At 61.7% G+C, this 23,920-nt stretch carries 24 protein-coding genes; 15 read left to right on the top strand and 9 right to left on the bottom strand.

Annotated features, from left to right (window positions below):
* Positions 1 to 167: 167 nt before the first annotated feature.
* Both KGA98_RS24925 and KGA98_RS24920 read left to right on the top strand, forming a co-directional pair.
* A complete protein-coding gene (locus KGA98_RS24925; protein ID WP_223504272.1) occupies positions 168 to 1,514 on the top strand; it encodes a hypothetical protein in 1,347 nt (448 codons plus the stop codon).
* A gap of 35 nt (positions 1,515 to 1,549) precedes the next feature.
* The gene (locus tag KGA98_RS24920) at positions 1,550 to 3,799 is read left to right on the top strand and encodes an Ig-like domain-containing protein (RefSeq protein ID WP_223504270.1); all 2,250 of its coding nucleotides are present in this window, start codon (positions 1,550 to 1,552) and stop codon (positions 3,797 to 3,799) included.
* A gap of 672 nt (positions 3,800 to 4,471) precedes the next feature.
* On the opposite strand, the gene KGA98_RS24915 is transcribed toward KGA98_RS24920, so the two are convergent.
* Entirely contained in the window at positions 4,472 to 5,890 is a 1,419-nt protein-coding gene (locus tag KGA98_RS24915; RefSeq protein WP_223504267.1) for an FAD/NAD(P)-binding protein, read from the bottom strand.
* 15 nt (positions 5,891 to 5,905) lie between these two features.
* Complete coding sequence (locus KGA98_RS24910) at positions 5,906 to 6,469, bottom strand: helix-turn-helix domain-containing protein (RefSeq protein ID WP_090456428.1); 564 nt, start codon at positions 6,467 to 6,469, stop codon at positions 5,906 to 5,908.
* Between the two features lie 84 nt (positions 6,470 to 6,553).
* Between KGA98_RS24910 and KGA98_RS24905 the strand changes: the two genes are divergently transcribed.
* From KGA98_RS24905 to KGA98_RS24875, 7 genes are all read left to right on the top strand, one after another.
* Positions 6,554 to 7,489 (top strand): DMT family transporter, encoded by a 936-nt coding sequence (locus KGA98_RS24905; RefSeq protein WP_223473759.1) that lies wholly within the window; start codon positions 6,554 to 6,556, stop codon positions 7,487 to 7,489.
* Between the two features lie 206 nt (positions 7,490 to 7,695).
* Positions 7,696 to 10,614: a monovalent cation/H+ antiporter subunit A gene (locus tag KGA98_RS24900; protein ID WP_223504264.1), complete on the top strand. Its 2,919-nt coding sequence runs from the start codon at positions 7,696 to 7,698 to the stop codon at positions 10,612 to 10,614.
* Positions 10,614 to 10,958 (top strand): Na+/H+ antiporter subunit C, encoded by a 345-nt coding sequence (locus KGA98_RS24895; protein WP_007986256.1) that lies wholly within the window; start codon positions 10,614 to 10,616, stop codon positions 10,956 to 10,958. Before KGA98_RS24900 ends, KGA98_RS24895 begins: the two co-directional genes overlap by 1 nt.
* Positions 10,955 to 12,640, top strand: coding sequence for a monovalent cation/H+ antiporter subunit D (locus tag KGA98_RS24890; RefSeq protein ID WP_154862324.1), 1,686 nt, complete (start codon positions 10,955 to 10,957; stop codon positions 12,638 to 12,640). The genes KGA98_RS24895 and KGA98_RS24890 overlap by 4 nt, the downstream gene beginning before the upstream one ends.
* Positions 12,637 to 13,125, top strand: coding sequence for a Na+/H+ antiporter subunit E (locus tag KGA98_RS24885; RefSeq protein WP_154910597.1), 489 nt, complete (start codon positions 12,637 to 12,639; stop codon positions 13,123 to 13,125). Before KGA98_RS24890 ends, KGA98_RS24885 begins: the two co-directional genes overlap by 4 nt.
* Positions 13,122 to 13,400: a K+/H+ antiporter subunit F gene (locus tag KGA98_RS24880; RefSeq protein WP_007986253.1), complete on the top strand. Its 279-nt coding sequence runs from the start codon at positions 13,122 to 13,124 to the stop codon at positions 13,398 to 13,400. The genes KGA98_RS24885 and KGA98_RS24880 overlap by 4 nt, the downstream gene beginning before the upstream one ends.
* Positions 13,397 to 13,759, top strand: a complete 363-nt coding sequence (locus tag KGA98_RS24875; RefSeq protein ID WP_090456437.1) for a Na+/H+ antiporter subunit G — start codon at positions 13,397 to 13,399, stop codon at positions 13,757 to 13,759. The genes KGA98_RS24880 and KGA98_RS24875 overlap by 4 nt, the downstream gene beginning before the upstream one ends.
* Positions 13,760 to 13,900: 141 nt before the next feature.
* Here KGA98_RS24875 and KGA98_RS24870 read toward each other — a convergent pair whose 3' ends face one another.
* From KGA98_RS24870 to KGA98_RS24855, 4 genes are all read right to left on the bottom strand, one after another.
* Positions 13,901 to 14,338, bottom strand: coding sequence for a DUF3995 domain-containing protein (locus KGA98_RS24870; protein WP_102671389.1), 438 nt, complete (start codon positions 14,336 to 14,338; stop codon positions 13,901 to 13,903).
* Between the two features lie 118 nt (positions 14,339 to 14,456).
* A complete protein-coding gene (locus KGA98_RS24865) occupies positions 14,457 to 15,470 on the bottom strand; it encodes an ABC transporter substrate-binding protein (RefSeq protein ID WP_223504262.1) in 1,014 nt (337 codons plus the stop codon).
* A gap of 118 nt (positions 15,471 to 15,588) precedes the next feature.
* Positions 15,589 to 15,792, bottom strand: coding sequence for a hypothetical protein (locus KGA98_RS24860; RefSeq protein WP_150815148.1), 204 nt, complete (start codon positions 15,790 to 15,792; stop codon positions 15,589 to 15,591).
* Positions 15,792 to 16,241, bottom strand: coding sequence for a hypothetical protein (locus tag KGA98_RS24855; protein ID WP_172435400.1), 450 nt, complete (start codon positions 16,239 to 16,241; stop codon positions 15,792 to 15,794). Before KGA98_RS24855 ends, KGA98_RS24860 begins: the two co-directional genes overlap by 1 nt.
* A gap of 433 nt (positions 16,242 to 16,674) precedes the next feature.
* On the opposite strand from KGA98_RS24855, the gene KGA98_RS24850 reads away from it, so the two are divergent.
* From KGA98_RS24850 to KGA98_RS24840, 3 genes are all read left to right on the top strand, one after another.
* Entirely contained in the window at positions 16,675 to 16,923 is a 249-nt protein-coding gene (locus KGA98_RS24850; protein ID WP_223504260.1) for a hypothetical protein, read from the top strand.
* A 160-nt stretch (positions 16,924 to 17,083) separates the two neighbouring features.
* Complete coding sequence (locus KGA98_RS24845) at positions 17,084 to 17,314, top strand: hypothetical protein (protein ID WP_007973761.1); 231 nt, start codon at positions 17,084 to 17,086, stop codon at positions 17,312 to 17,314.
* 129 nt (positions 17,315 to 17,443) lie between these two features.
* Positions 17,444 to 17,680, top strand: a complete 237-nt coding sequence (locus KGA98_RS24840; RefSeq protein ID WP_007973758.1) for a DUF2789 domain-containing protein — start codon at positions 17,444 to 17,446, stop codon at positions 17,678 to 17,680.
* 5 nt (positions 17,681 to 17,685) lie between these two features.
* On the opposite strand, the gene KGA98_RS24835 is transcribed toward KGA98_RS24840, so the two are convergent.
* From KGA98_RS24835 to KGA98_RS24825, 3 genes are all read right to left on the bottom strand, one after another.
* Positions 17,686 to 17,889 (bottom strand): hypothetical protein, encoded by a 204-nt coding sequence (locus tag KGA98_RS24835; protein ID WP_150815150.1) that lies wholly within the window; start codon positions 17,887 to 17,889, stop codon positions 17,686 to 17,688.
* Between the two features lie 127 nt (positions 17,890 to 18,016).
* A complete protein-coding gene (locus KGA98_RS24830; RefSeq protein WP_371318474.1) occupies positions 18,017 to 19,240 on the bottom strand; it encodes a methyl-accepting chemotaxis protein in 1,224 nt (407 codons plus the stop codon).
* A 619-nt stretch (positions 19,241 to 19,859) separates the two neighbouring features.
* Positions 19,860 to 20,264, bottom strand: coding sequence for a TraR/DksA family transcriptional regulator (locus tag KGA98_RS24825; RefSeq protein WP_007935965.1), 405 nt, complete (start codon positions 20,262 to 20,264; stop codon positions 19,860 to 19,862).
* Positions 20,265 to 20,634: 370 nt separating this feature from the next.
* Between KGA98_RS24825 and KGA98_RS24820 the strand changes: the two genes are divergently transcribed.
* The 3 genes from KGA98_RS24820 (at position 20,635) to KGA98_RS24810 (ending at position 23,561) form a co-directional block, all read left to right on the top strand.
* Entirely contained in the window at positions 20,635 to 21,240 is a 606-nt protein-coding gene (locus tag KGA98_RS24820) for a glutathione S-transferase (protein ID WP_223504258.1), read from the top strand.
* Between the two features lie 256 nt (positions 21,241 to 21,496).
* Positions 21,497 to 22,180 (top strand): response regulator transcription factor, encoded by a 684-nt coding sequence (locus tag KGA98_RS24815; RefSeq protein WP_090456447.1) that lies wholly within the window; start codon positions 21,497 to 21,499, stop codon positions 22,178 to 22,180.
* Entirely contained in the window at positions 22,158 to 23,561 is a 1,404-nt protein-coding gene (locus tag KGA98_RS24810) for a sensor histidine kinase (RefSeq protein ID WP_154862321.1), read from the top strand. Before KGA98_RS24815 ends, KGA98_RS24810 begins: the two co-directional genes overlap by 23 nt.
* The last annotated feature ends 359 nt before the right edge of the window (positions 23,562 to 23,920 follow it).

Genomic DNA, 23,920 nt, shown 5'->3' with positions numbered 1-23,920 from the left:
GGGGATAGCTGCCCGCGTCATAACTTCCCGGCCTGCCGCCTGCGACCGCGCCAACGCCTTTACTGCGGGCGTCTCACGGGCGTTTTCGCCGATTGGTATGGAAGTTGCCGAATGCCCTGCCAACTGGCCCACCCCAAGGGGCAGGTACTTCGACAGAGGGAACACTCATGCACCCGTTACTGTGCAAAACCGCGTCCGCCCTGGTTGTGACTGCTCTAGCCCAAGGTATTGCCCAGGCCGCGCTGTTTGCCGTAGACCCCGGCCCCTACCTGCCAGCCAATGGCAATTTCGCCGCCTGGTATCAAGACAGCCACGGCCGAACCCTTGACCTGTGTTTATCAAAGGCTGTCAGTTCCAGGGTTGCCAGCGCGCCGGGCGCCCCGACTTACATGTGCTCGCTGATCCCTAATCCCGGCATTTTCGATGACACGCAACCGTTGGTCTTCCCGACCAATTTCCCCGACGAAGCGTTCTGGGCAACAGGCGAAACAACCATCGTCGATGCCGCCCGAGGCATCGACCTGACCTATGTCTCGGCGCTCGAAGCAGCCTTCAGTGGCGGGGATCCACTGGAGGGCGACCAGATCAGCTTCGCCCGTATCCGTGTTCGCATCGACGTGGCCACCGCCGGCACTTATGTCATCACCCACCCTTACGGCGTCGAAGTGTTCAACGTCGAGACCCCCGGCCGTCGGGCGATCAACATGACCCGGGACATTGGCATCGGCGCGCCAAAAACCTACAACGGCGCGCTCAAGGGCGACGTCGGGCCGTTCCTGCGCAGCGTCAATGGCCCCTACACCGAGACCAACCCGAGCACGGGCCAGGCCGAACAATTCGTCGGCGATCCGAACCTCACCGAAGCCGTCACCGGCAGCCCGTTCAACACCAACTACGTGCGCATCGAGGGCCCCAACGGCCTGGACTTGCGCACCAACCTCTTCGCTGTTTCCGGCAAGTTGTCGTCGGTGGTCCGTCCGACCCCGGTGATCGCCGAGCGCAGCACCTACTCGCGACAGGCCGGCACCAGCGCCCCGGTGGCCCAGCAGGACGTGTTCGTGATGGCCCCGCCGCCACCCGCCACCGTGACCCTGGACAGCAACAATCCGCTGCTGAACTTCACCGAAGCCAATACCACCGGCCACTGGTATGCACAGTCGCCGAACAATCCGACGTTGCCGAGCACCTTGCAGGTGACCGCCGACAACCACCTGGCCATCGCCAGCAGCGCGCCGACCATATTGCCCATGTCGTTGACCGACCTGGTGACGATCTCACGCGCCGAGTACAGCCTGAGCACCGGGCAAATCACCATCGTGGCTTCGACCAGCGATGAAACGTCGCCACCGGTGCTCACCGCCACCTCCGGCACCGGTATCGCCATCGGCGCCCTGAGTGGTGATGGCGTAGTGAAAAGCCTGGCCACCGGCATCTCGCCGATTCCGCCAGCCCAGGTTCGTGTGTCGTCCTCCAATGGCGGCAGCGATACCGAAGAAGTGGTCATCGTGCAATGAACGCCCACATGCCCGGATCCTCATCAGGAGGCATCATGAACAAATGGCCACGCCTGGCGCTCAACGCCCTGGGACTGACTCTATCGCTGACCGGCAGTGCTTTCGCGCAACTCGCCGCCGTCGATCCCGGTCCTTACACCTTTGCCACCGGGAAATTCCCGATCTGGTATCAGGACAAGAATCAACTGTCGATGGAGCTGTGCCAGTCTCGCGCCGCCAGCTCGCGGGTGGCAGCCAGCGTGCCACCGGCCTACATGTGTACCCTGCTGCCGACACCGGGCATTTTCGACGACACCCTGCCAATGGTGTTCCCGGATAACTGGCCAGACGAAGCCTTCTGGTTCCTTGCCGAGACCAGCATCCCCAACAACACTGCCGGCTATGGCATGGACGTCTATGTCGCCGGGATCGAGGCTGCATTTGCCGGTGGCAACCCGCTCGATGGCGACCAGATCAGCTTCGCGCGGATTCGTCTGCGGGTGAACATTCCCGTTGCCGGGACCTACACCATTACCCACCCCTATGGCGTGGAAACGGTCAACGTCACCACCACCGGGCGCCGGGCGATCAACATCACCAGGGACGTCGGCATCGGCGCGCCGGGGGTTTTCAGCGGTGCGGTCAACGGTGCGATCGGGCCGTTCCTGCGCAGCGTCAACGGTCCCTACACCGAGGTGAACCCGGACACCGGCGCCATCGAAACCTTCGTCGGCGACCCCAACCTCACCGAAGCCGTGACCGGCAGCCCCAACAACACCAACTTCGTGCGCATCCAGGGTCCGGCCGGGACCATCCAGACCAACCTCTTCACCCTGTCCGGCAAGGTGCTCGACAACCGCGCGCAGACCGCGGTGGACATGACCCGTGCCACTTACCGCCGCATAGCCGGCACGGGCGGCAACACCACCCGGGTCGAAGTGTTTGCCAAAGCCGCCAACGGCTCGACCCTGTGCTTTCGCGAAAGCATCGCCCTGGTCCCCGGCCCGCCTGTGTCACCTTGCCAGACCAACATGGTGAGCGATAACAACGGCGTGTTCTTCGCCCAGAATCTGCTGGCCAACGCAACGGTGCCGCCGGTCGTGGTGGTCACCGCCACCAACCCCGCCGGGACCACCCGCCCAACTGCAGTGTCGAGCAAGCTCTCGGACGTGGTGAAAATCCAGACCGCCCGTTACAGCTGGAGCAACCACAGCCTGCTGATCGAGGCCACTTCCACAGACGAAGTGGTGGTACCGGACATGGTCGCCCAGGGTTACGGGCGGCTGTCGAAAACCGGAATCCTGCAACGCCTGACGGTGGCTGACTTGACCCAACCCCCTGCAACCGTAACGGTCAAATCCGCTGCGGGCGGCAGTGACATCGAGCCGGTCGTAGTCGTCGGCACTGCTCCGGACACCGGCGCGAACCAGGCACCGATCTCCGTAGCCGATACCGGCAGCACCAGCTTCGGCGTGCCGATCACCCTCAACCTGCTGGCCAACGACAGGGACCCGGACGGCAATACGCCGCTGAGCATTACCGCGCTGACCCAACCGGCCGCCAGCCAGGGCACGGTGGCATTGAGCGGCACTACGGCGGTGGTCTACACCCCTCCTGCTGTCGTCAACGCGCCGTTGACCACGACCTTCACCTACAAGGCCCAGGACGTCAAAGGCCTGGCCTCGACGACAGCGGCAACCGTGAGCATGACCGTGGCGCCTAACCGGCCTCCGGTGGCCGTCGCCGATGCCGTCACGACACTGGGTGTGGCGATTCCAATCAACGTGCTGACCAACGACACCGATCCTGAAAGCAATGTGCCGCTAGCCGTCGCCGACTTCACTCAACCGCTGGCAGGTGGCGGCACCGTCAGCAGTAACGGCACGGTGCTCACCTACACCCCACCGGCCACCGTCACCACGGCCTTCACCACGACCTTCACCTACTTTGCCCGGGACAGCTTCGGCGCCCAATCGACGTCGCCAGCCACGGTCACGGTGCAGGTCTCGCCACGGCCTGCTGCGGAAACCTTCGCAGTGACCACCGCAACGGTGAGAGCCCGCTCCAACAACCGCTTCACCTGGGACTTTGCCGGCACCTCATCGGTGACCACCGGCAACACCATCACCATCAAGGTCACCACTCCGACCGGGCTGGTCACCCTGGGCACCACCGCCGTACCGGCGAATGGACGCTGGCGGTTGACCGTGAACAACACCACCACGGTCGTTCCGTCGGCGAACCCGACCGCCACGATCACCTCGTCCCAAGGCTCCGTACGCACGGTGCCGGTGATCGCCAACTGAGCCCGCGCCCCATTAGCCACGCAGGTTGATGGGGCCGGCTTCAACCCTATGGAAAACCGCGGCCTCGGGTGGGGGGGCCGCGGTTTTTTGCCGGGTGCATTGATGGAAGCAATCCAGCGGTGGTCTGGCTGCCATCGTCGGAACGCCGCCCGGACCAAGCTCACTCCCACAGGTATTCAGTACATCTGAAAGATCTCGATCGGCTGGCAGGCCGTCTTCGCGGGCAAGCCCGCTCCCACAGGGGATTGGGTGCATCTTTGAGAATTTGGTCAGCTGGCAGGCCGCCATCGCGAGCAAGCTCGCTCCCACAGAAGAGCAAAGACAGAGCGGCGTACACCACGCTCTTCACCACTCATCAGGCCGAGCGTTAGCTCGCCTGCAGCTCTTGATCTTGATTCACCCGCCCCCTCGGCAGGCAGAGTGGAGGTGTTTATCCGGGGATTGGCGCGCAGCGCCGTTCGACGCAGTCGAACACATCGCATGTAGGTGCCAGCGAAGCCAACCGGAGGGCGATGCCCCCGGATGAATGCCGGAGCGAAGGAACCCCGAGCCTCAGCGAGGGGCCGTACGTAAGGGGCGAGACTTTTTGGTTCCTTTTGTGTCGTTTGACAAAAGGGACTCGCCGTAAGGGCGAAACCATAAGCCGCCGTTACCGCAGCAACGGATATGTACTCAGACCCACAACCTGATCGACAGCCGCTCGGCCAACGCCTTTGCCTGGCTCGCCACATCGGTGACGGCGGTACTTTCCCACCACATGCCACGCAACGGCGGGCCCATGGCAAACAAACGGCGGGCAGGCTGCCCCTCGGCGTTCAGGACCGCACCATCGACCTCTGCCGCGATGCCCAAGGCCAGCGGCCCGGGCCGGACCAGGCCTCGGGCGAGCAGTTGCCGGGGCAGCGGTCGCGCGACCCGGCGCCAGTCGTATTCGATACCGCTAGAGTTAATCAGGGCGACACCGCTGACCACACAGGTCTGCGCCTCGCCCCGCCGTCGAAGGCGAATACTCACCTCGCCATTGAGCGACGGCTCGAGGCCCTGGTAAGAGGCTGCGTGAATACGTAACCGCCCTTCTTTATACAAGCGCTCAACCAGTTCGGCACTCAAGGGTGGCGAGCGGTGATGATGGCTTTCCCACCACGGCCGCACATGCCGCACGAACTGCCGACGCTGCACGTCGGTCGCCTGATGCCACAAGCGGCCGATGTGTGCCCGCACCGTGTCCAGCGGCGCCTGCCAGTCGATGCCTTGGGCGATGGCGTCCCGGCAGTGCCGACGCAGTTCGCGCATCAACTGGCGAGGTGTGCGGATGCTCTGATCCTGCGCGAGAAAATCCACCCAGGCCGGTGGCTGGCGACGCACATGGGGCAGCAGCCCATGACGGGAAAACACTTCGATCGGCCCACGATGCCCGGCCTGTTCCAGGGACACCACGGCATCGACCATGGTCAGGCCCGAGCCGATGATCATGACCGTCGCTTGCGGATCGAGTTGCCGCATGGCCGTCACGTCCCACGGATCGAGAGCGGCCGCATTCAAGCCGCTGGACCGGGTTTGCGGGGTGCGCGCGGCGGGAAACATCCCGGTGGCCAGCACCGCAAAAGCGCCCTGCAAGCATCGGCCGTCGCTCAGGGTCAACCGCACGGCGTCTGCATCGGTTTGCAAATCGACCACTTCGGCCCGCACATGCTCGACCGTCGAACCGACCAAGGCGCCCACCGCCTGCGCTTCTGCCAGGCGCTGCCGGGCGTACAGGCCGAAAACGCCCCGAGGCGGAAACAACTCGCTGATCGGCACATGCTGCTGATCCGATTCCGGCCAGCCGCCCGCCTTGATGTACTCGGTCAGCCATTGGGTCAGGTCGTCGGCGTTGTCCGGGTCGACACTCATCCGCGCCGCATTGCCGTTGAGCGTATGGCCCAGTTCCACCGCGCTATAGGCTTCACCCCGCCCCAGTTCGGCCCGGGGCTCGATCACCAGCACCCGGCACCGGCCCGGCAAACGCATCAACTGCGCCGCCAACATCGCGCCACTGAGGCCGCCACCGACAATCAGGATGTCGGCGTCATTGTTCAAGGTCTGGCCCATCCATGCACTCCCTGTTCAGATCACCACATTACGTACAAACTTCGCCGCTACCACCCCGTCGTTGCGATAACAGTGTGGCTGGTTGCTGGCAAACATAAAGAATTCACCCGCCGCGATATGCTGTGGCTGGTCGCCGAGCATAACGGTCAGGCACCCTTCGAAGACATAAATCTGCTCGCTCCAGCCATCGGCGTCCGGCTCCGACGGATACACCTCGCCCGGTTGCAGGCACCATTCCCACTGCTCGACTTCGCGGCTGGCCTGGGCCTTGGAAAGCAACACCGCCCTGCTGCCGGGGATCGTGCCGGTCCAGGCCAGCTCATTGATACGGCTGGGATCGCGGGCGTCGGGGGCCTGGATCAAATCACTGAAGGCAACGTCCAGGGCTTCGGCCACCCGGTCGAGGGTGGTCAGGCTGACGTTCTTTTCCCCTGCCTCGATCGCCACCAGCATTCGACGGCTGACACCGGACTTTTCGGCCAGCGCGGTCTGGCTCAGGTCGGCGGCATGACGTAAACGACGAACGTTTTGACTGACGTGCTGGAGGACCGAAGCCCGCTGGGTAGAATCTTTGTGCACTATATTGCTCACTGAGTGGGGTTGGGCAGTATACTGCGCAACATTCGACGCATTGTGCGTCCCCCTCCAGTAGCGTGCAAGGTCATGACGTCGGTGAATTCCCCAAAGGCTTCCTCCCGTTTTACAAGGTTCAGCAAGGCCGAATGCGTGCTGGTACTGATCACGATGGTCTGGGGCGGTACCTTCCTGCTGGTACAGCATGCGATGACCGTCAGCGGCCCGATGTTTTTCGTCGGCCTGCGCTTTGCCGCCGCCGCGAGCATCGTCGCCCTGTTTTCCTGGCGTCACCTGCGCGACCTGACCCTGTTCGAACTCAAGGCCGGGTCGTTTATCGGCGTGGCGATCATGCTCGGCTATGGCTTGCAGACGGTCGGGTTGCAGAGCATTCCCAGCAGCCAATCGGCATTCATTACCGCGCTGTACGTCCCGTTTGTGCCGTTGCTGCAATGGCTGGTGCTGGGGCGGCGTCCGGGGTTGATGCCGAGCATCGGCATCATGCTGGCCTTTACCGGGTTGATGCTGCTGTCCGGGCCGTCAGGTGCGTCGTTCAATTTCAGCCCCGGTGAAATCGCCACCTTGATCAGCGCCGTGGCCATTGCGGCCGAGATCATCCTGATCAGCACCTATGCCGGCCAGGTCGATGTGCGCCGGGTGACGGTGGTGCAACTGGCGGTCACTTCGGTGCTGTCGTTCCTGATGGTGGTGCCGACCAACGAGGCGATTCCGGACTTCTCCTGGTTGCTGTTGTGCAGCGCGCTGGGGCTCGGGGCGGCGAGCGCGGCGATTCAGGTGGCGATGAACTGGGCACAGAAAAGCGTGTCACCGACCCGCGCCACGCTGATCTATGCCGGTGAGCCGGTATGGGCCGGGATTGTCGGGCGCATTGCCGGGGAACGCTTGCCGGCGATTGCCCTGGTCGGGGCCGGGTTGATTGTGGCGGCGGTGATTGTCAGTGAGTTGAAGACCAAGGGTAAGGCTGCGGCGCCTGAGGAAGAGCTGGAAGAGGAAACTCAGCGATAAACCGCTGGTTCCGCATCGCCAGATCAATCGCCTTCGCGAGCAAGCCCGCTCCCACAGGGGCCGGAACGGGCTCCCCGACCTCTCTCTGAAACAATGTGAATCAGGGCGTTTCCGTCTACCGTGTAGGATTCTGCGACAGCTTGGCGTTTGGTGATCCGGGAGCTGGCACGTATGATGCTTCACAAACTTCCGCAGATTAGAAGCCTATGTCCCTGATAGTTCTACTGCTTCTGCCTTTCATAGGCAGCTGTTTGGCGGCCGTGTTGCCGCACAATGCCCGTAACACCGAATCCCTGCTGGCTGGCCTGATCGCCCTGATCGGCACCGTTCAGGTCGCCTTCCTGTACCCGCAGATCGCCGATGGCGGCGTCATTCGCGAAGAGTTTTCATGGCTGCCCAGCCTGGGCCTGAACTTCGTCCTGCGCATGGACGGTTTCGCCTGGCTGTTCTCCATGCTGGTGCTGGGCATCGGCACCCTGGTTTCGCTGTACGCGCGCTACTACATGTCGCCGAACGATCCGGTGCCGCGATTCTTCGCGTTTTTCCTGGCCTTCATGGGCGCCATGCTCGGGCTGGTGATCTCCGGCAACCTGATCCAGATCGTGTTTTTCTGGGAGCTGACCAGCCTCTTCTCGTTCCTGTTGATTGGCTACTGGCACCATCGCGCCGATGCCCGGCGCGGTGCCTACATGGCGCTGATGGTGACCGGTGCGGGCGGTTTGTGCCTGCTGGCGGGGGTCATGCTGCTCGGCCATGTGGTCGGCAGCTATGACCTGGACAAGGTCCTGGCCGCCGGCGATCTGATTCGCGCCCATGCCCTCTACCCGATTCTATTACCCCTGATCCTGATCGGCGCCTTGAGCAAAAGCGCACAGTTCCCCTTCCATTTCTGGCTGCCCCACGCCATGGCCGCGCCGACGCCCGTGTCGGCGTACCTGCACTCGGCGACCATGGTCAAGGCCGGGGTTTTCCTGCTCGCACGGCTATGGCCTTCGCTTTCGGGCAGTGAAGAATGGTTCTACATCGTCAGTGGCGCCGGCGCCTGCACCCTGTTGCTCGGGGCGTATTGCGCGATGTTCCAGAACGACCTCAAGGGATTGCTGGCCTACTCGACTATCAGCCACCTGGGCCTTATCACCCTGTTGCTTGGCTTGAACAGCCCGCTGGCCGCCGTCGCCGCGGTGTTCCACATCCTCAACCATGCGACGTTCAAGGCCTCGCTGTTCATGGCCGCCGGGATCATCGACCACGAAAGTGGCACCCGCGATATCCGCAAACTCAGCGGCCTGTACAAGCTGATGCCGTTTACCGCCACCCTGGCCATGGTCGCCAGCGCCTCGATGGCCGGCGTGCCGTTGCTCAATGGCTTCCTGTCCAAGGAAATGTTCTTCGCCGAAACCGTCTTCATCAATGCCACGCGCTGGATCGAACTGAGCTTGCCGATCGTGGCAACCATTGCCGGTACCTTCAGCGTGGCTTACTCCCTGCGTTTCACCGTGGATGTGTTTTTCGGCCCGCCCGCGACCGACCTGCCACACACACCCCACGAGCCACCACGCTGGATGCGCGCGCCGGTCGAGTTGCTGGTGTTCGCCTGCCTGCTGGTGGGTATTTTCCCGGCCCAGATAGTCGGCCCGCTGCTCGCGGCGGCGGCGCAACCGGTAGTCGGCGGCACGCTGCCCGAGTACAGCCTGGCCATCTGGCACGGCCTGAACGCGCCGATGATCATGAGCCTGATCGCATTGTCCTGCGGCACCCTGCTCTATCTGCTGCTGCGCAATCAATTCAAGCGTGGACGTTTCGATCGTCCGCCCGTCATCGGTCGCCTGGACGGCAAGCACCTGTTCGAATACACGCTGGTCGCCATCATGCGCCTGGCCCGTCGCCTGGAGCCCCGGATTGGCACCAGGCGCCTGCAAATGCAGTTGTTCCTGGTGGTGCTCGCCGCCGTACTGGCCGGGTTGATTCCCATGCTCCACAGCAGCCTTCACTGGGGTGACCGGCCGAAAATCCCGGGGTCGATCGTCTTCGTCACCTTGTGGTTGCTGGCCATCGCCTGCGCCCTTGGCGCGGCCTATCAGGCCAAGTATCACCGTCTCGCGGCCCTGACCATGGTCAGCGTCTGCGGCCTGATGACCTGCGTCACCTTCGTCTGGTTTTCCGCGCCGGACCTGGCCCTGACCCAACTGGCGGTCGAAGTGGTGACCACGGTGCTGATCCTGCTGGGCCTGCGCTGGCTGCCACGACGGATCGAGGAGGTCTCGCCGTTGCCGGGCAGCCTGCGCCGGGCGCGGGTGCGGCGTATCCGCGACTTGCTGCTGTCGACCTCGGTCGGTGTCGGCATGGCGTTGCTGGCCTACGCCATGCTGACGCGCCAGACCCCCAACGATATTTCCTCGTTCTATCTCAGTCGCGCCTTGCCTGAAGGCGGCGGCAGCAACGTGGTCAACGTGATGCTGGTGGACTTCCGTGGTTTCGACACCCTCGGTGAAATCACCGTGCTGGTGGCCGTGGCGCTGACCGTGTACGCCCTGCTGCGTCGCTTCCGTCCGCCGAAAGAAAGCCTGCAACTGCCGGCCCAGCAACGCTTGCTCGCGCCGGATGTGGTGACCGACCTGGTCAACCCGCGTCACGCCAGCGACACCGCGCTCGGTTTCATGATGGTGCCGGCGGTGCTGGTGCGCCTGCTGTTGCCGGTGGCGCTGGTGGTCTCGTTCTACCTGTTCATGCGCGGGCACAATCAACCGGGCGGCGGTTTTGTCGCCGGGCTGGTGATGTCGGTGGCGTTCATCCTGCAATACATGGTCGCCGGCACGCAGTGGGTCGAGGCGCAAATGAGCCTGCGGCCACTGCGCTGGATGGGCACGGGATTGATGATTGCCACGGCCACGGGCCTGGGCGCGATGGTTGTCGGCTATCCGTTCCTGACCACCCACACCTGGCATTTCTCGTTGCCGCTGCTGGGTGACATTCACCTGGCCAGCGCGCTGTTCTTCGACATCGGTGTGTACGGCGTGGTGGTCGGCTCGACACTGTTGATCCTCACCGCCCTCGCCCACCAATCGGTGCGCGGCCACAAAACCGCCGCCCAGCCCAGATCCGTTGCCGCCAAAGGAGCCGTCTGATGGAAGAAGTCATCGCAATCGCCATCGGCGTACTGGCCGCGTCCGGCGTCTGGCTGATCCTGCGCCCACGGACGTTCCAGGTGGTCATGGGCCTTTGCCTGCTGTCCTACGGGGTCAATCTGTTCATCTTCAGCATGGGCAGCCTGTTCATCGGCAAGGAACCGATCATCAAGGACGGCGTGCCGCAGGACCTGTTGCACTACACCGACCCGCTGCCGCAGGCACTGGTGTTGACGGCGATCGTCATCAGCTTTGCCATGACCGCGCTGTTCCTGGTGGTGCTGCTGGCTTCCCGGGGCCTGACCGGCACCGACCATGTGGATGGCCGGGAGCCCAAAGAATGATGGCGATGACTCACCTGATCGTCGCACCCATTCTGCTGCCGCTGCTGACCGCCGCGATCATGCTGATGCTCGGCGAGAAGCACCGGCCGCTCAAGGCCAGGATCAATCTGTTCTCCAGCCTGCTCGGGCTGGGCATTGCCGTGGCGTTGTTGCAATGGACACAGACCACCGGCGTGCCCGGCTCCATCGGTGTGTACCTGCCGAGCAACTGGCAAGTGCCGTTCGGCCTGGTGTTGGTGGTCGATCGCCTGTCGGCGCTGATGCTGGTGCTGACCGGCATCATCGGCGTCAGTGCCCTGCTGTTCGCCATGGCCCGCTGGGACAGCGCCGGTTCGAGTTTTCATGCGCTGTTCCAGATCCAGTTGATGGGCCTTTACGGCGCGTTCCTCACCGCGGACCTGTTCAACCTGTTCGTGTTCTTCGAGGTGCTGCTGGCCGCGTCCTACGGCTTGATGCTCCACGGTTCTGGCCGGGCTCGGGTGTCGTCGGGGCTGCATTACATCTCGATCAACCTGCTGGCCTCGTCGCTGTTCCTGATTGGCGCGGCGCTGATCTATGGGGTCACCGGCACGCTGAACATGGCCGACCTGGCGGTGAAAATCCCGCTGGTGTCCGAAGCTGATCGCGGCTTGCTACACGCTGGCGCGGGGATCCTGGCCATCGCGTTCCTGGCCAAGGCCGGCATGTGGCCGCTGAACTTCTGGCTGGTGCCGGCCTACTCCTCGGCCAGCGCGCCGGTGGCGGCGATGTTCGCGATCATGACCAAGGTCGGCGTGTACACCTTGCTGCGCCTGTGGACGCTGCTGTTCTCCGCCCAGGCCGGGGCATCGGCGTTCTTTGGCGGCGACTGGCTGATCTACGGCGGGATGGCGACCATCGTCTGCGCTGCCATTGCGATCCTCGCCGCGCAACGCCTGGAGCGCATGGCCAGCCTGAGCATCCTGGTGTCGGCGGGCATTCTGTTGTCGACCATCGGTTTCGCCCAGCCGAACCTGGTTGGCGCTGCGCTGTTCTATCTGTTCAGCTCGACCCTGGCGTTGAGCGCCCTGTTCCTGCTGGCCGAGCTGATCGAGCGCTCGCGCTCGGCCAACGAAGTCCTGCTCGAAGATGAAGCCGAACTGCTGCCGCGGCCACTGGAATCCCTGCATCCGCCCAAAGGTACCAACCTCGACGACGACCAGAAAGCCGTGGTCGGCCAGGTGATTCCCTGGACCATGGCGTTTCTCGGCCTGAGCTTCATCGCCTGCGCCTTGCTGATCATCGGCATGCCGCCGCTTTCTGGCTTTATCGGCAAACTCGGGTTGATCGGCGCCCTGCTCAATCCGCTAGGCCTGGGCAACAGCGGCGACACACCGGTTTCCAACGCCGCGTGGGGCCTGTTGGTGTTGTTGATCGTGTCTGGGCTGGCATCGCTGATCGCGTTCTCGCGCCTGGGCATCCAGCGTTTCTGGACGCCTGCGGAACGACCATCGCCCCTGTTGCGACGCCTTGAATGCGTACCGATCTTCGCCCTGCTGGGCCTGAGCATTGCGCTGACCTTCAAGGCCGATCCGCTGCTGCGCTACACCCAGGCCGCCGCCGATGCCCTGTACAACCCGCAGCAATACGTGATGGCGGTGCTCGACACACGCGTCGTACCGAACCCGTCGGCCGTAGCGGCCCCGCAGGAGGTGCAGCCATGAAGCGCCTGTTTCCGGCACCGCTGCTATCGCTGGCCCTGTGGCTGCTGTGGCTGTTGCTGAACCTGTCGATCAGCCCCGGCAACCTGCTGCTGGGTGCCGCGCTGGGATTCTGTGCGCCATTGATGATGCGCAGGCTGCGTCCGCTGCCGGTGCGCATCCGTCGTCCCTGGGTAATCCTGCGCCTGATCCTGGTGGTCGGGCGCGATGTGCTGGTGTCCAACCTCGCCGTGGCCTGGAGCGTGCTCAATGCCGGTCGCCGCCCGCCTCGCTCGCAATTCATCAAGGTGCCGCTGGATTTGCGTGACGCCAACGGCCTGGCCGCGCTGTCGATGATCACCACGGTGGTGCCCGGTACAGTCTGGTCGGAGCTGGCGCTGGACCGCAGCATTCTGCTGTTGCACGTCTTCGACCTGGACGATGAGGCGCTGTTCATCCAGCACTTCAAGGCGACCTACGAACGTCCGCTGATGGAGATCTTCGAATGAGCCCCTTGCTGTCGAACGCGATCCTGCTGAGCCTGTTCTTCTTTTCCCTGGCGATGATCCTGACCCTGATCCGCCTGTTCAAGGGGCCGTCGGCCCAGGACCGGGTTCTGGCGCTGGACTACCTGTACATCGTCGCGATGCTGATGATGCTGGCGCTGGGTATACGTTATGCCAGTGACACCTACTTCGAGGCGGCGTTGCTGATCGCCCTGTTCGGTTTCGTCGGCTCGTTCGCCCTGGCGAAATTCCTGCTGCGTGGCGAGGTGATCGAATGAATACGCCATTGTCGTTGTGGGTGGAAATCCCGGTGGCGATCCTGCTGGTGCTCGGCAGTCTGTTTGCCTTGATCGGCGCCACGGGCCTGCTGCGCATGAAGGACTACTTCCAGCGCATGCACCCACCGGCCCTGGCCTCGACGCTCGGGACCTGGTGCGTGGCGCTGGCTTCGATCATCTATTTTTCGGCGCTCAAGTCCGCGCCGGTATTGCACGCCTGGCTGATTCCGATCCTGCTGGCGATTACCGTGCCGGTGACCACATTGCTGTTGGCCCGGGCGGCGCTGTTTCGCAAACGCATGGCCGGGGATGATGTGCCGGCTGAGGTGAGCAGCCGGCGGACGGAGAGCGGTAGTTAGACCAAGGATTTGTATTGACTGGACTGACCCCTTCGCGAGCAAGCCCGCTCCCACATTTTGAACTGTGTACGCAGATCAATTGTGGGAGCGGGCTTGCTCGCGAAGGCGATAGACCTGTCAATACATCACGACCGGCCTGTCTCAGACCCAGGCCACCGCCAACAACCCCGCCCCCAGCACCACACACAACGGCGAGTAAACCCAGGTGTCGAGCCGGGCAAATTTCGAGCCTTTGACCTCTTTGAAAAAACCCACCAGATCCGAATCGCCAATGGCCCGGGCAAACAGCAAGATCGCAATCGCACTGAGCACCCACTGCAACGACCAGTGATGCAAGGGTGGCAGGCACCAACCCACCCGCAAGCACACCAACACGGCAATCAACAGCAACAGCCCGGCCACCACCAGCGTGATCCAGCCTCGCGGTTTAAATGCCGGTCGCAGTTGCGCGCTGCCCACCTGCGGTACTTGCGGGACCGCCGCCACCGCCGCCCATTCGCCACCCAACGCCCAATACACATGCACCAGACTGATCGCGGCGAAGATCGTCACCAGCGATTGAGCCAACACCAGGGTCATGGTTCAGAGATCCTTGAAAGGGAAAGGAACTGAACATTGTAGGAGCTACCGCAGGCTGCGATGTTTTGATTTTGCATTTCCATGACAAAGATCAAAAGATCCCGACCTGCGGCAGCGCCTACAGGGTGGCGGAGACTTTATCCGCCACGTCCTTGGGCAGCCAGGCCCGCCAGACGTCCGGATGGGCCTTCATGAACGCCTCTGCCGCCTGGCGCGGCGGTGTATGTTTCTCGCTCATCTCGGCCAGGGCCTTGTTCAGCGGGTCGATCGGAAAGTCGACCTTGGCAAAGAACTCGGCAATCTGCGGATATTGCTTCTGGAAGGGGGTGGACACACCGATCGACAGCTTGGAGGCCAGGGAACGGGTCGGCTTGGGATTGGGGTTGTCGGCGTCGGTCAGGGTCTTCCAGGCTTCGGCGTCGAACGGTGGCTCTTCGAGTTGAATCAGCTTGAAGCGGCCGAGCAACGGCGTGGGCGACCAGTAGTAAAACAGCACCGGCTTGCCACGATGAATAGACGAACTGATCTCCGCATCCAGTGCCGCCCCCGAACCGCTGCGGAAGTTCACGTAGCTGTCGTCCAGCCCATACGCCTTGAGCTTCTGCTTGTTGACCACTTCCGAGGTCCAGCCGATAGGGCTGTTGAGGAAGCGTCCCTTGGTCGGGGCTTCCGGATCCTTGAACACGTCTTTGTAACGCGGCAGGTCGCTGACACTGCGCAGGTCCGGCGCCAGCGGCTTGATGCCCTTGGCCGGGTCGCCCTTGATCACATATTCCGGCACCCACCAGCCTTCGGTAGCCCCCTTGACCGTATCGCCGAGGCTGACGACCTTGCCTTCGGCTTCCGCCTTGACCCACACCGGGCTGCGACCGGCCCACTCTTCGCCAATGACCTGGATGTCATTGTTGGCCAGCGCGGTTTCCAGGGTGATGGTGGTGCCCGGCAACGTATCGGTCGGCAGCCCGTAGCCCTTCTCGACAATAATGCGCAGGACATCGGTTATCAGGCTGCCGCTTTCCCAGTTCAGGTCGGCAAAGTGGATCGGCGCCTGGGCGGCAGACACCGGGGCGGGTGTCGCCAGCAAACCGAAAGTGGCCAGGACCGCAGCCAGCAACCGTCGAAATCCGTTCATGCTTTTGCACCTCGTGCTGTTCACAGCAATAGCAGGGTGGCCTGGCAGTAGACCGCGAAGCCTCTGAATACTCAGTCCATTGACTGTAGTAGAGGTTCCTGCTTTCGAGGTGCATGGGTCAGTTTTCGCAGGTTTCCTGCAAACGCATCAGTTCTCGTCTGACCATGTTGGCGTAGGGTGCCGGTTGCAGTTGGTAAAGCTGTGACGCCACCCAATTCAGCCAGGCTCCTTGCAGAATGGTCTTCTGCCCGAACAGCCGCCGCGCTTCGTCTTGAGCACTGGCCAGGTTCTGTTCGTGGAAATCGGCGCGGGTCAGGATCATCACTCGCTGGCCTTGAAGGTCACCAGCTCACCCTTGCGCCACTTGGCCGCTTTGGCGGTCACGGCCTTGAGGGTCTTGGTCAGGCCTTCCTGCAACTGTTGATGGGCAGCGAACACCATCACCACGCTGTGACCTTCCTTGAACACGATCCCCTGACCGTCGGCCGTGGTCACGAAGGCGTAATCGCCTATTCCGTAGACCGTCAGCTTGATGTCGCGGAACCTGATGTCCAGCTTGCCACCTTCGCGGCTGGGCAGCACGGACGCGCTGAAATGATCGCCGACCTTGAGCTTGAGTCCGGGCTTGTCGTCCACCACCAGGGCTGACTCGGTATCGATTTCGGCAATGTAAATGCCTTCTGCGTTCTGTTCGGTGATGTAAACGAAACGTGATTGAAACTGCTTGACCAGCTTTGCGCGCAAATCACCCAGCACGAACAAAGCATGCATATCGAGATTACTTACTGCCAAGGAAACATCCCCACATCTGAATAATGGTGCCGTGCGCGAAAAATGAACGCACAGCCAAAAAAGCGGCAATGCCGAAGGTGTAGCCAAAGAACCCGGGTTGAAGTCCTGAATGAGCAGTGCACTCATTCATCACGAAGCTTGAGAAGACTACTGGAACGTCACTCACGTCGTCCTGACTGGCGTTCGTCACAGGTTGAAGGAAAACACCCTTCCTGCTGCCAGAAAATTATGGACTATCAACTTCGGGGAAAAATCTCATCAAGAAAAAAACTTTTCCTACATATCGTCCGCAAAAAATTGCTTTAGATAAACGTCATTCACCCACCAGTGGGGGTGATTCTAGAGCAGCGATGCTCTTGGAGACTAGCCAAAACGACGTACATACGTCGGTAAACAATGAAAAGGACTTCATATGTGCACGCTGACACACTTTGCCTATCCCTTGGTGCCTGGCTCGAAAACAGCACCAACCCCGCACCCGACACGGTTCTGCCTCCATGAACCGGCTCCCGATGCCCCGACCCGCCCGCGATTTCAGGTGGTAATGGCGGGCATTGCCTTCTTTCACATCAAGGATATTTCTACAGGCTGCGTAAGAGGTTTCCGAGCCAATCATAACGAAGCCTGTGCCCTCGCCCGGTTTCTTGAATCACACGGTTGACTTGCCCACCGCACTCGCTTCCATCGACGTTTCGTCTGCCCGTCGACTTATCTCAGCCGTCGACGGGCAACTACTGCCATACTGCCCGCCCAATAAAACGGATCCGCAGAAAATCGGGTGCGTTGACAACAACAATGTATTTCCAAGGGAAGTCTGCAACGTGACGGAATTTGATATCGGCGAGTTTTTTATCCGGGGTGAAGCCAGAGAAGTCGAAGGTGAATTCCAGGCCGTGATTGTCATGCGGGCCAAACCACCGCTCAAGACCGTGACGTATCACCAGGTCGAAAAGGATCGCTGGTTCAAAACCCCGGATGTCGCCGCCATCGCGGCCCAGGAATCGGCCAGGGAACTCAAGGCCGCGGTCGATGCGGGCGCATTGAAAGCCTGATGGTCGGGTTGGCGGTCTATGCTCATTGTTGCACTTGAACATTGCGATCGAACTCCACCGGTGCGGCGCCCTCGAATCCAGGGTGCGCCTCGTCCCTCGACCCGACCGATGACCTGCAAGGAGATGAAGATGGAATCACCGACCCATGACTTGAAAGGCCTGTTCGACCAGCTCGGCCTGGACTCCAGCCAGAAAGCGATCGACGACTTCATTGCCGGCCATTCCCTGCCTGACGACAAGAAACTCATCGACGCCGAGTTCTGGTCACCGCAACAGGCCGGCTTCCTCAAGGAACAACTGCGCGAAGACGCTGACTGGGCGCGGGTGGTCGACGACCTGAACCTGCGCATGCACCAGACCCACTGACAACTTCAATGCAGGCTGCCAGGACTTTCGGCGCTCAATTGCGCCAGCCAGGCAGCCTTGCACTCCTCCGCTTCGTCGCGACTGGAGAACGCCGTGCCCCGGCGCTCGCCATTGAGCAACACTACCCAGCAAACCTTGCGTCCCATGGAACGAAGACTGGCAGGTACTCCGCTGCCGATCATGACCGCGACATCAACTTTGCCTTGCATGCTGCCCCCGAACTTCATTAGCAACCTAATTAGTAGGTATGTTAATTAGTTTTCCAACGAGGAAACAGCAAAATCCTGCACAGGTTAATTGCAGAACTTGCAACAATCACCCGGCAGCACGGCGTTTCTAGCGCGGTTTTTCCGGTTTGTAACCCAGGCGCAAACCACCCCAATGCCGGCCCTTGAGCATGATCGGCACCGAAAGATCGTGCATCAACTCTCCGGTATCACGCGTATAGGTTTGCAGCAGCACGGCCTTCTGATGGCTGCCGCAGCGGATCCCGGTGCGGTCAGCGAATTTGCGTTTGGTCCGGTTCTGCAAGGCATCGACCTGCGCGTCCCCCGTCAGCGGCTGGCTGAACACCTTGTTATGGGTCGGCACATAACCCTGTTGGGTGCAGGCGATGGCGAACACCAATCCTTCGTGACGCGGTAACAACGGTTCTTGAATCGCTGGCAAAACCTGATCGGTGTAACGGTCGAAACGCGTCTGGTACTTGGCCGGGCTGGTATTGGGGATGACCTGGTAATTACGGTCGAACAGATCGTCGAGACTGATTCGACCGGCATCGATATCCGCTTCGAAACGCGCTGCAATCTGGCTCGCGGCGTCTCGGGCCAGGTCATAGATCCGCTGGTGATAGTCATCCAGCCCCACTTCGGCAAGACGCTCACTGATGGTTTCGGCTTGCCCTTCCATTTGCACCGCCGCATGGGCCAGGCGCTGAGTCTGCTGGTCGCTGACCACCAGATCGCTGCGCATCTGTTCGATGGCGTGAAACAGGCTGTCGAGTTGTTCGCGGTTGGTGTCTGCCCCTTGGGCGATCTCCCCGACCTGGGACTCGACACTGGCCGCCAGACGGGCAATGTTCTCCAGATGTTGCCCCGTTCGCTCTACCTGCTCCACACCGGAGTCAAGGTCGCTGGACAGTTGGCGGATCTGCTCCACCACCTGCGCCGTGCGATGCTGGATGTCGGCCACCATCTCGCCCACCTCCCCCGTGGCGGTCGCCGTGCGTGCGGCGAGTCCGCGAACCTCGTCGGCCACCACTGCAAACCCGCGACCGTGCTCCCCTGCCCGCGCCGCTTCTATCGCAGCGTTCAATGCCAGCAGATTGGTCTGGCTGGCGATGGATTGAATCACCAGGGTCACCCGCTGGATATCGTCGCTGCGCAGGCTCAAGGCTTCGATCAGTTCACGGCTGTTGCTGGCGCGCTGGCTGAGCTGATGCATGCGCGAAATGGACTCGATCAATTCCGTACGCCCGACCACTCCGCTTTGATGAGCCTCGCTGGCGGCACTAAGCGCCTGGCGACTGAGCGTCGAGGTGGCCTGTTCGGTGGTGATCATGACCTCGGCATTGCTGACGATCTGTGCCGCCGACGTGAGCTGCGATTGCAGTTTGTCCGCCAGTTGCCGAACCGAAAACGCCACACCGGCGGCCGACAGTGCGTTATGGCTGGTGGTGCAGGAAAGATCGCGAGTCAACGCGCCGATGGCATCGGGGTTGTCGGGGCAAGCCGCCTGCGGGTTCGCGCGCGAACGCAGACGAGGCAGCCAGACAATCAATACGGCCAGGGGCAGGCCAAGGTAGAGCGACCCGTCGCCCAGTGTCATGCCACTTAACAACAGCATCAGGGCGATGCTTTGCAGCGTTGGCGTCAGCCAGCGGTTTTTCGGCAACAGCACGGGTGCGGGCACTGCCGCAACCAGAGACCCGTCTTGCGTCATCATCGTCACCCCGTAAAGCTTCTAATTGTTGTCTTCGCATTAAACGCCACCATAAAGCCATTATCCATGAGCCTTTAGTCGCGAACGTTGCAGCAGATCAATAGAAGAACCGGGAAATCGAAGACGGCAGAAAACAAAGATCGCAGCCTGCAACAGCGCCCTACTTCAATTGCGCAGGAGCTGCCGCAGGCTGCGATCTTTTCAAGGCAGCCCGGATTAACGGGGCTGCCCCACAGAATCAGGCCTGACGCTGGTGCTTGTCGATTTGCTCGTGACGTTCCTGAGCTTCGATGCAGTACTTGGTGGTCGGGCTGATCAGCAGGCGCTTGAGGCCAATCGGCTCGCCGCTGTCGTCGCACCAGCCGAAGCTATCTTCCTTGATACGCTCAAGGGCTTGTTCCAACTGAGGCAGCATGCGCTGATCGCGATCGATCGCATTCACCAGCCAGGTGCGCTCTTCTTCGACCGAAGCCGCGTCTGCCGGATCGGCCGGGGTGTCCAGGCTTTCGATGGCGATGCGGTTCTGTTCGATGCGCTCATGGGTTTCGACTTTCATGTTCTGCAACAGCTCGGAGAAAAAAGCATGTTGCTCGGCATTCATGTAGTCATCCGCCGGCATGGCCAGCAACTTGTCCTTTGTCATTGATATCTCTATAAAAAAACGTGCATTAAGGCGAATAAGGGAGCGTTCCGGCAGGCCTGGGCAGGCCATCGGAAAGGCGCCGTTTGTTCCAAGCGCCACCCGGCACTCAATTTACGAGGGGCGGCAGTCTAAGGCCGACTTGAGGCCTCAGCAACTGAAAAGACAGCGAATTTGTCCGACAAAGCCCTGAAAATGCTCTACGGCAGGCTTTGAGGCGGTAATCGGAGTGCGTTTATAGCAAGAAATTCAATCGAGCGGCTGTATATAGATGACAAACGGCCTGGACCGGGCATTTTTCACTGTCATTTGCAGGGCTGCGAACCTCAGCTAAGGTTGTCCCTCCCGAAATGGCCATATAAAGGAAAGGACCATGAAGCTGATCGGTATGCTGGATTCGCCCTACGTACGGCGCGCCGCCATTTCTGCCAAATGCCTGGGAGTCTCGCTGGAACATCAGTCGGTCTCGGTGTTCCGCCACTTCGAACAATTCCAGCAGATCAACCCGGTGGTCAAGGCGCCCACCCTGGTGCTGGATGACGGTGAAGTGTTGATGGATTCGACGCTGATCATCGACTACCTGGAAACCCTGGCCAACAAAAGCCTGATGCCCGTCGAACCGGGCCGGCGCCTGCGCGCGTTGCGCCTGATCGGCCTGGCCCTGGCCGCCTGCGAAAAATCCGTGCAGCTTTACTACGAGCGCAACCTGCGGCCAGCGGAGATTCAATTCGAACCCTGGGTGCAGCGGGTCGAAGGACAGCTGACGGCGGCCTATTCAGCGCTGGAGCGGGAGCTGGAAAAGCAGCCGCTGAAGACTGACGGTCCGATTGAGCAGGACGGCATCACGCTGGCGGTGGCCTGGAGCTTCACCAATCTGGTGGTGCCGGACCAGGTGAGTGCGGCGCAGTTTCCGCGGATCGCAGCGTTCACGAAGTATGCCGAGGAACTAGAGGTGTTTGTCAGTACGCCGATTGACTGACAGATTCGTTTTGCCTGATCTGCCGTCATCGCGAGCAAGCTCGCTCCCACAGTAATTTTCGTCGTACGCGGGCTTTGTGTTCGACATCAATCCGTTGTGGGAGCGAGCTTGCTCGTGATGGCGTCGTGTCAGTCGACTCATGAATTGCCTGTCAGCCCGCTATCGCGAGCTAGATGAAAGTTAATTTATTAAGTCGCGGGCAATTCTTGGCAAAATGCTCGCAACTTCGTATTGAACTGCTTATCAGGCCAGCCCTATGACCCGCATCTTGACCATCGAAGACGACGCCGTGACCGCCCGGGAGATTGTCGCCGAACTGAGTAGCCACGGCCTGGACGTCGACTGGGTCGACAATGGCCGCGAAGGGCTGGAGCGTGCGGTCAGCGGCAACTACGACCTGATCACCCTCGACCGCATGTTGCCCGAGCTCGATGGCCTGGCGATCGTCACCACGCTGCGGACCATGGGTGTGGCCACGCCGATCCTGATGATCAGCGCGCTGTCCGACGTCGATGAGCGCGTGCGCGGCCTGCGCGCCGGCGGCGACGACTACCTGACCAAACCCTTCGCCACCGATGAAATGGCCGCCCGGGTTGAAGTCCTGCTGCGCCGGCAGAACACCGTGACCGCCCAGGCCACCACTTTGCGGGTGGCGGATCTGGAACTGAACCTGATCAGCCACGAAGCCAGTCGCGACGGTCAGCTGCTGACGCTGCTGCCCACCGAGTACAAACTGCTGGAATTCCTGATGCGCAACACCGGGCAAATCCTCTCGCGGATGATGATTTTCGAAGAGGTCTGGGGTTACCACTTCGATCCCGGCACCAACCTGATCGACGTACACATCGGCCGTCTGCGCAAGAAGATCGACCCGCCTGGCAATGCCCCACTGATTCGGACCGTGCGAGGCTCGGGTTATGTCATTGCCGAACCCGTCTAAAGGCTGGCGCTCTTCCAGCAGCCGTCTGCTGGCGCTCTACAGTTCGCTGTTTGTGATCTGGAGCGGGATTCTCATGGGGGTCATGTACTACGAGGTTTCCGCTTACCTGGACAACCTGGCCAAGCATTCGCTGATGCAACGCCAGCACCTGTTTTCACGCTTCTCCGGCGAGCAACTGGTGGACGCCCTCGCCGTCAGCATGACCTTCGACATCCGCGGCATCGACGCCTACGGCTTGTTCGATGCCCGGCACCATTACCTCAGCGGCGCCCTGCGTTACATTCCGGACGGCTTGCCCCTCGATGGCAAGATCCACATGCTGCGCGATTGCGATGCCTCCGGCGACAGCGACGAGCAGACGCTGCCCGCCGACAGTTGTGACGCCGTGGCGACCCGCACCCTCGACGGCCGCTGGCTGGTACTGGTGCGCGACAACGGTTCGTTGTTTGCCGTGACCCGGATCATCCTTCACGCCTTGTTCTGGGGTGTGACCCTGACCATCGTGCCGGGCATCGTCGGCTGGTATTTGCTGCGCCGCCGCCCGTTGCGGCGCATTCGCGGGATTCAGGCCAGTGCCGAGGCCATCGTCGCCGGCGACCTGAGCCGGCGCTTGCCACTGTCCAATCGGCGTGACGAACTGGACATGCTCGCCGCCATCGTCAACGCCATGCTCGAACGCATCGAGCGCCTGATGAACGAGGTCAAGGGCGTGTGCGACAACATCGCCCATGACCTGCGCACGCCCCTGACCCGTCTGCGCGCGCAGCTTTACCGCATGCAGCAACAAGCCGGCGAAGGCTCGCCGCAGGCCATGCAACTGGACCTGGTGCTGGCCGAGGCCGATACGCTGATGGCACGTTTCCGAGGCTTGCTGCGGATCTCCGAGCTGGAAGATCGCCAGCGTCGCTCCGGTTTCGTCCAGGTGGACCCGGTGGCGTTGCTGCAAGAACTGCATGAGTTCTACCTGCCCCTGGCGGAAGACGACGACCTGGTGTTCCAACTTCATCTGCCCGCGTCATTGCCACCCCTTAATGGCGACCGCGCGCTGATGTTCGAAGCGGTGGCGAACCTGCTCAGCAACTCGATCAAATTCACCCCGCCCGGCGGCGCAGTGATCCTGCGAGGGATCAATGATGGCGGGCACACGCGAATCGAAGTACTCGACTCTGGCCCGGGCATTCCCGAAGCGGAACGTGAAGCGGTGTTCCAGCGCTTCTATCGCGCCGAGGCGGGCAATCACAAAAGCGGCTTCGGGCTGGGGCTATCCATCGTCGCGGCGATTGTCAGTCTGCACGGGTTTACCCTGGAGGTGGGCAGCAGCGAACTGGGTGGCGCGCGGCTGGTGCTTGATTGTCGGGAGAGTCTGATTCCTCAAGCCTAGTGTTCATCTGAAGAGCAAAACAGATCTCCTGTGGGAGCGAGCCTGCTCGCGATGGCGGTACCTGTTTAAAGCACATGTTTAACGGCTGTCAGCGTAACTTGATGAAAGCTACAACGCCTTGCGTCATTGCCTACGGGTACGCCAGAATCCGCCGGCTTACGCGTCTTGAGTCCGGGCATTATCGTTAGCCGGTCGCTGAAAAACAGCGATCGGGTTTGGTAGCCCGGAGTACTGCGCGTAGCGCCACTTCAAGCAGTTGCTGCTTTTATGGTTGTCATGCGCAGGGCCTCTTCGGGGGCGCCGGTTCCAGTACTCCGGTCTACCAACCTGTGCATGGCCACCGCCCTTCGTTTGGTAGC

The sequence above is a fragment of the Pseudomonas sp. BF-R-24 genome, from assembly GCF_019947335.1.
GTDB lineage: Bacteria > Pseudomonadota > Gammaproteobacteria > Pseudomonadales > Pseudomonadaceae > Aquipseudomonas > Aquipseudomonas jessenii.
This window is presented reverse-complemented; position numbering and strand designations above follow the sequence as displayed.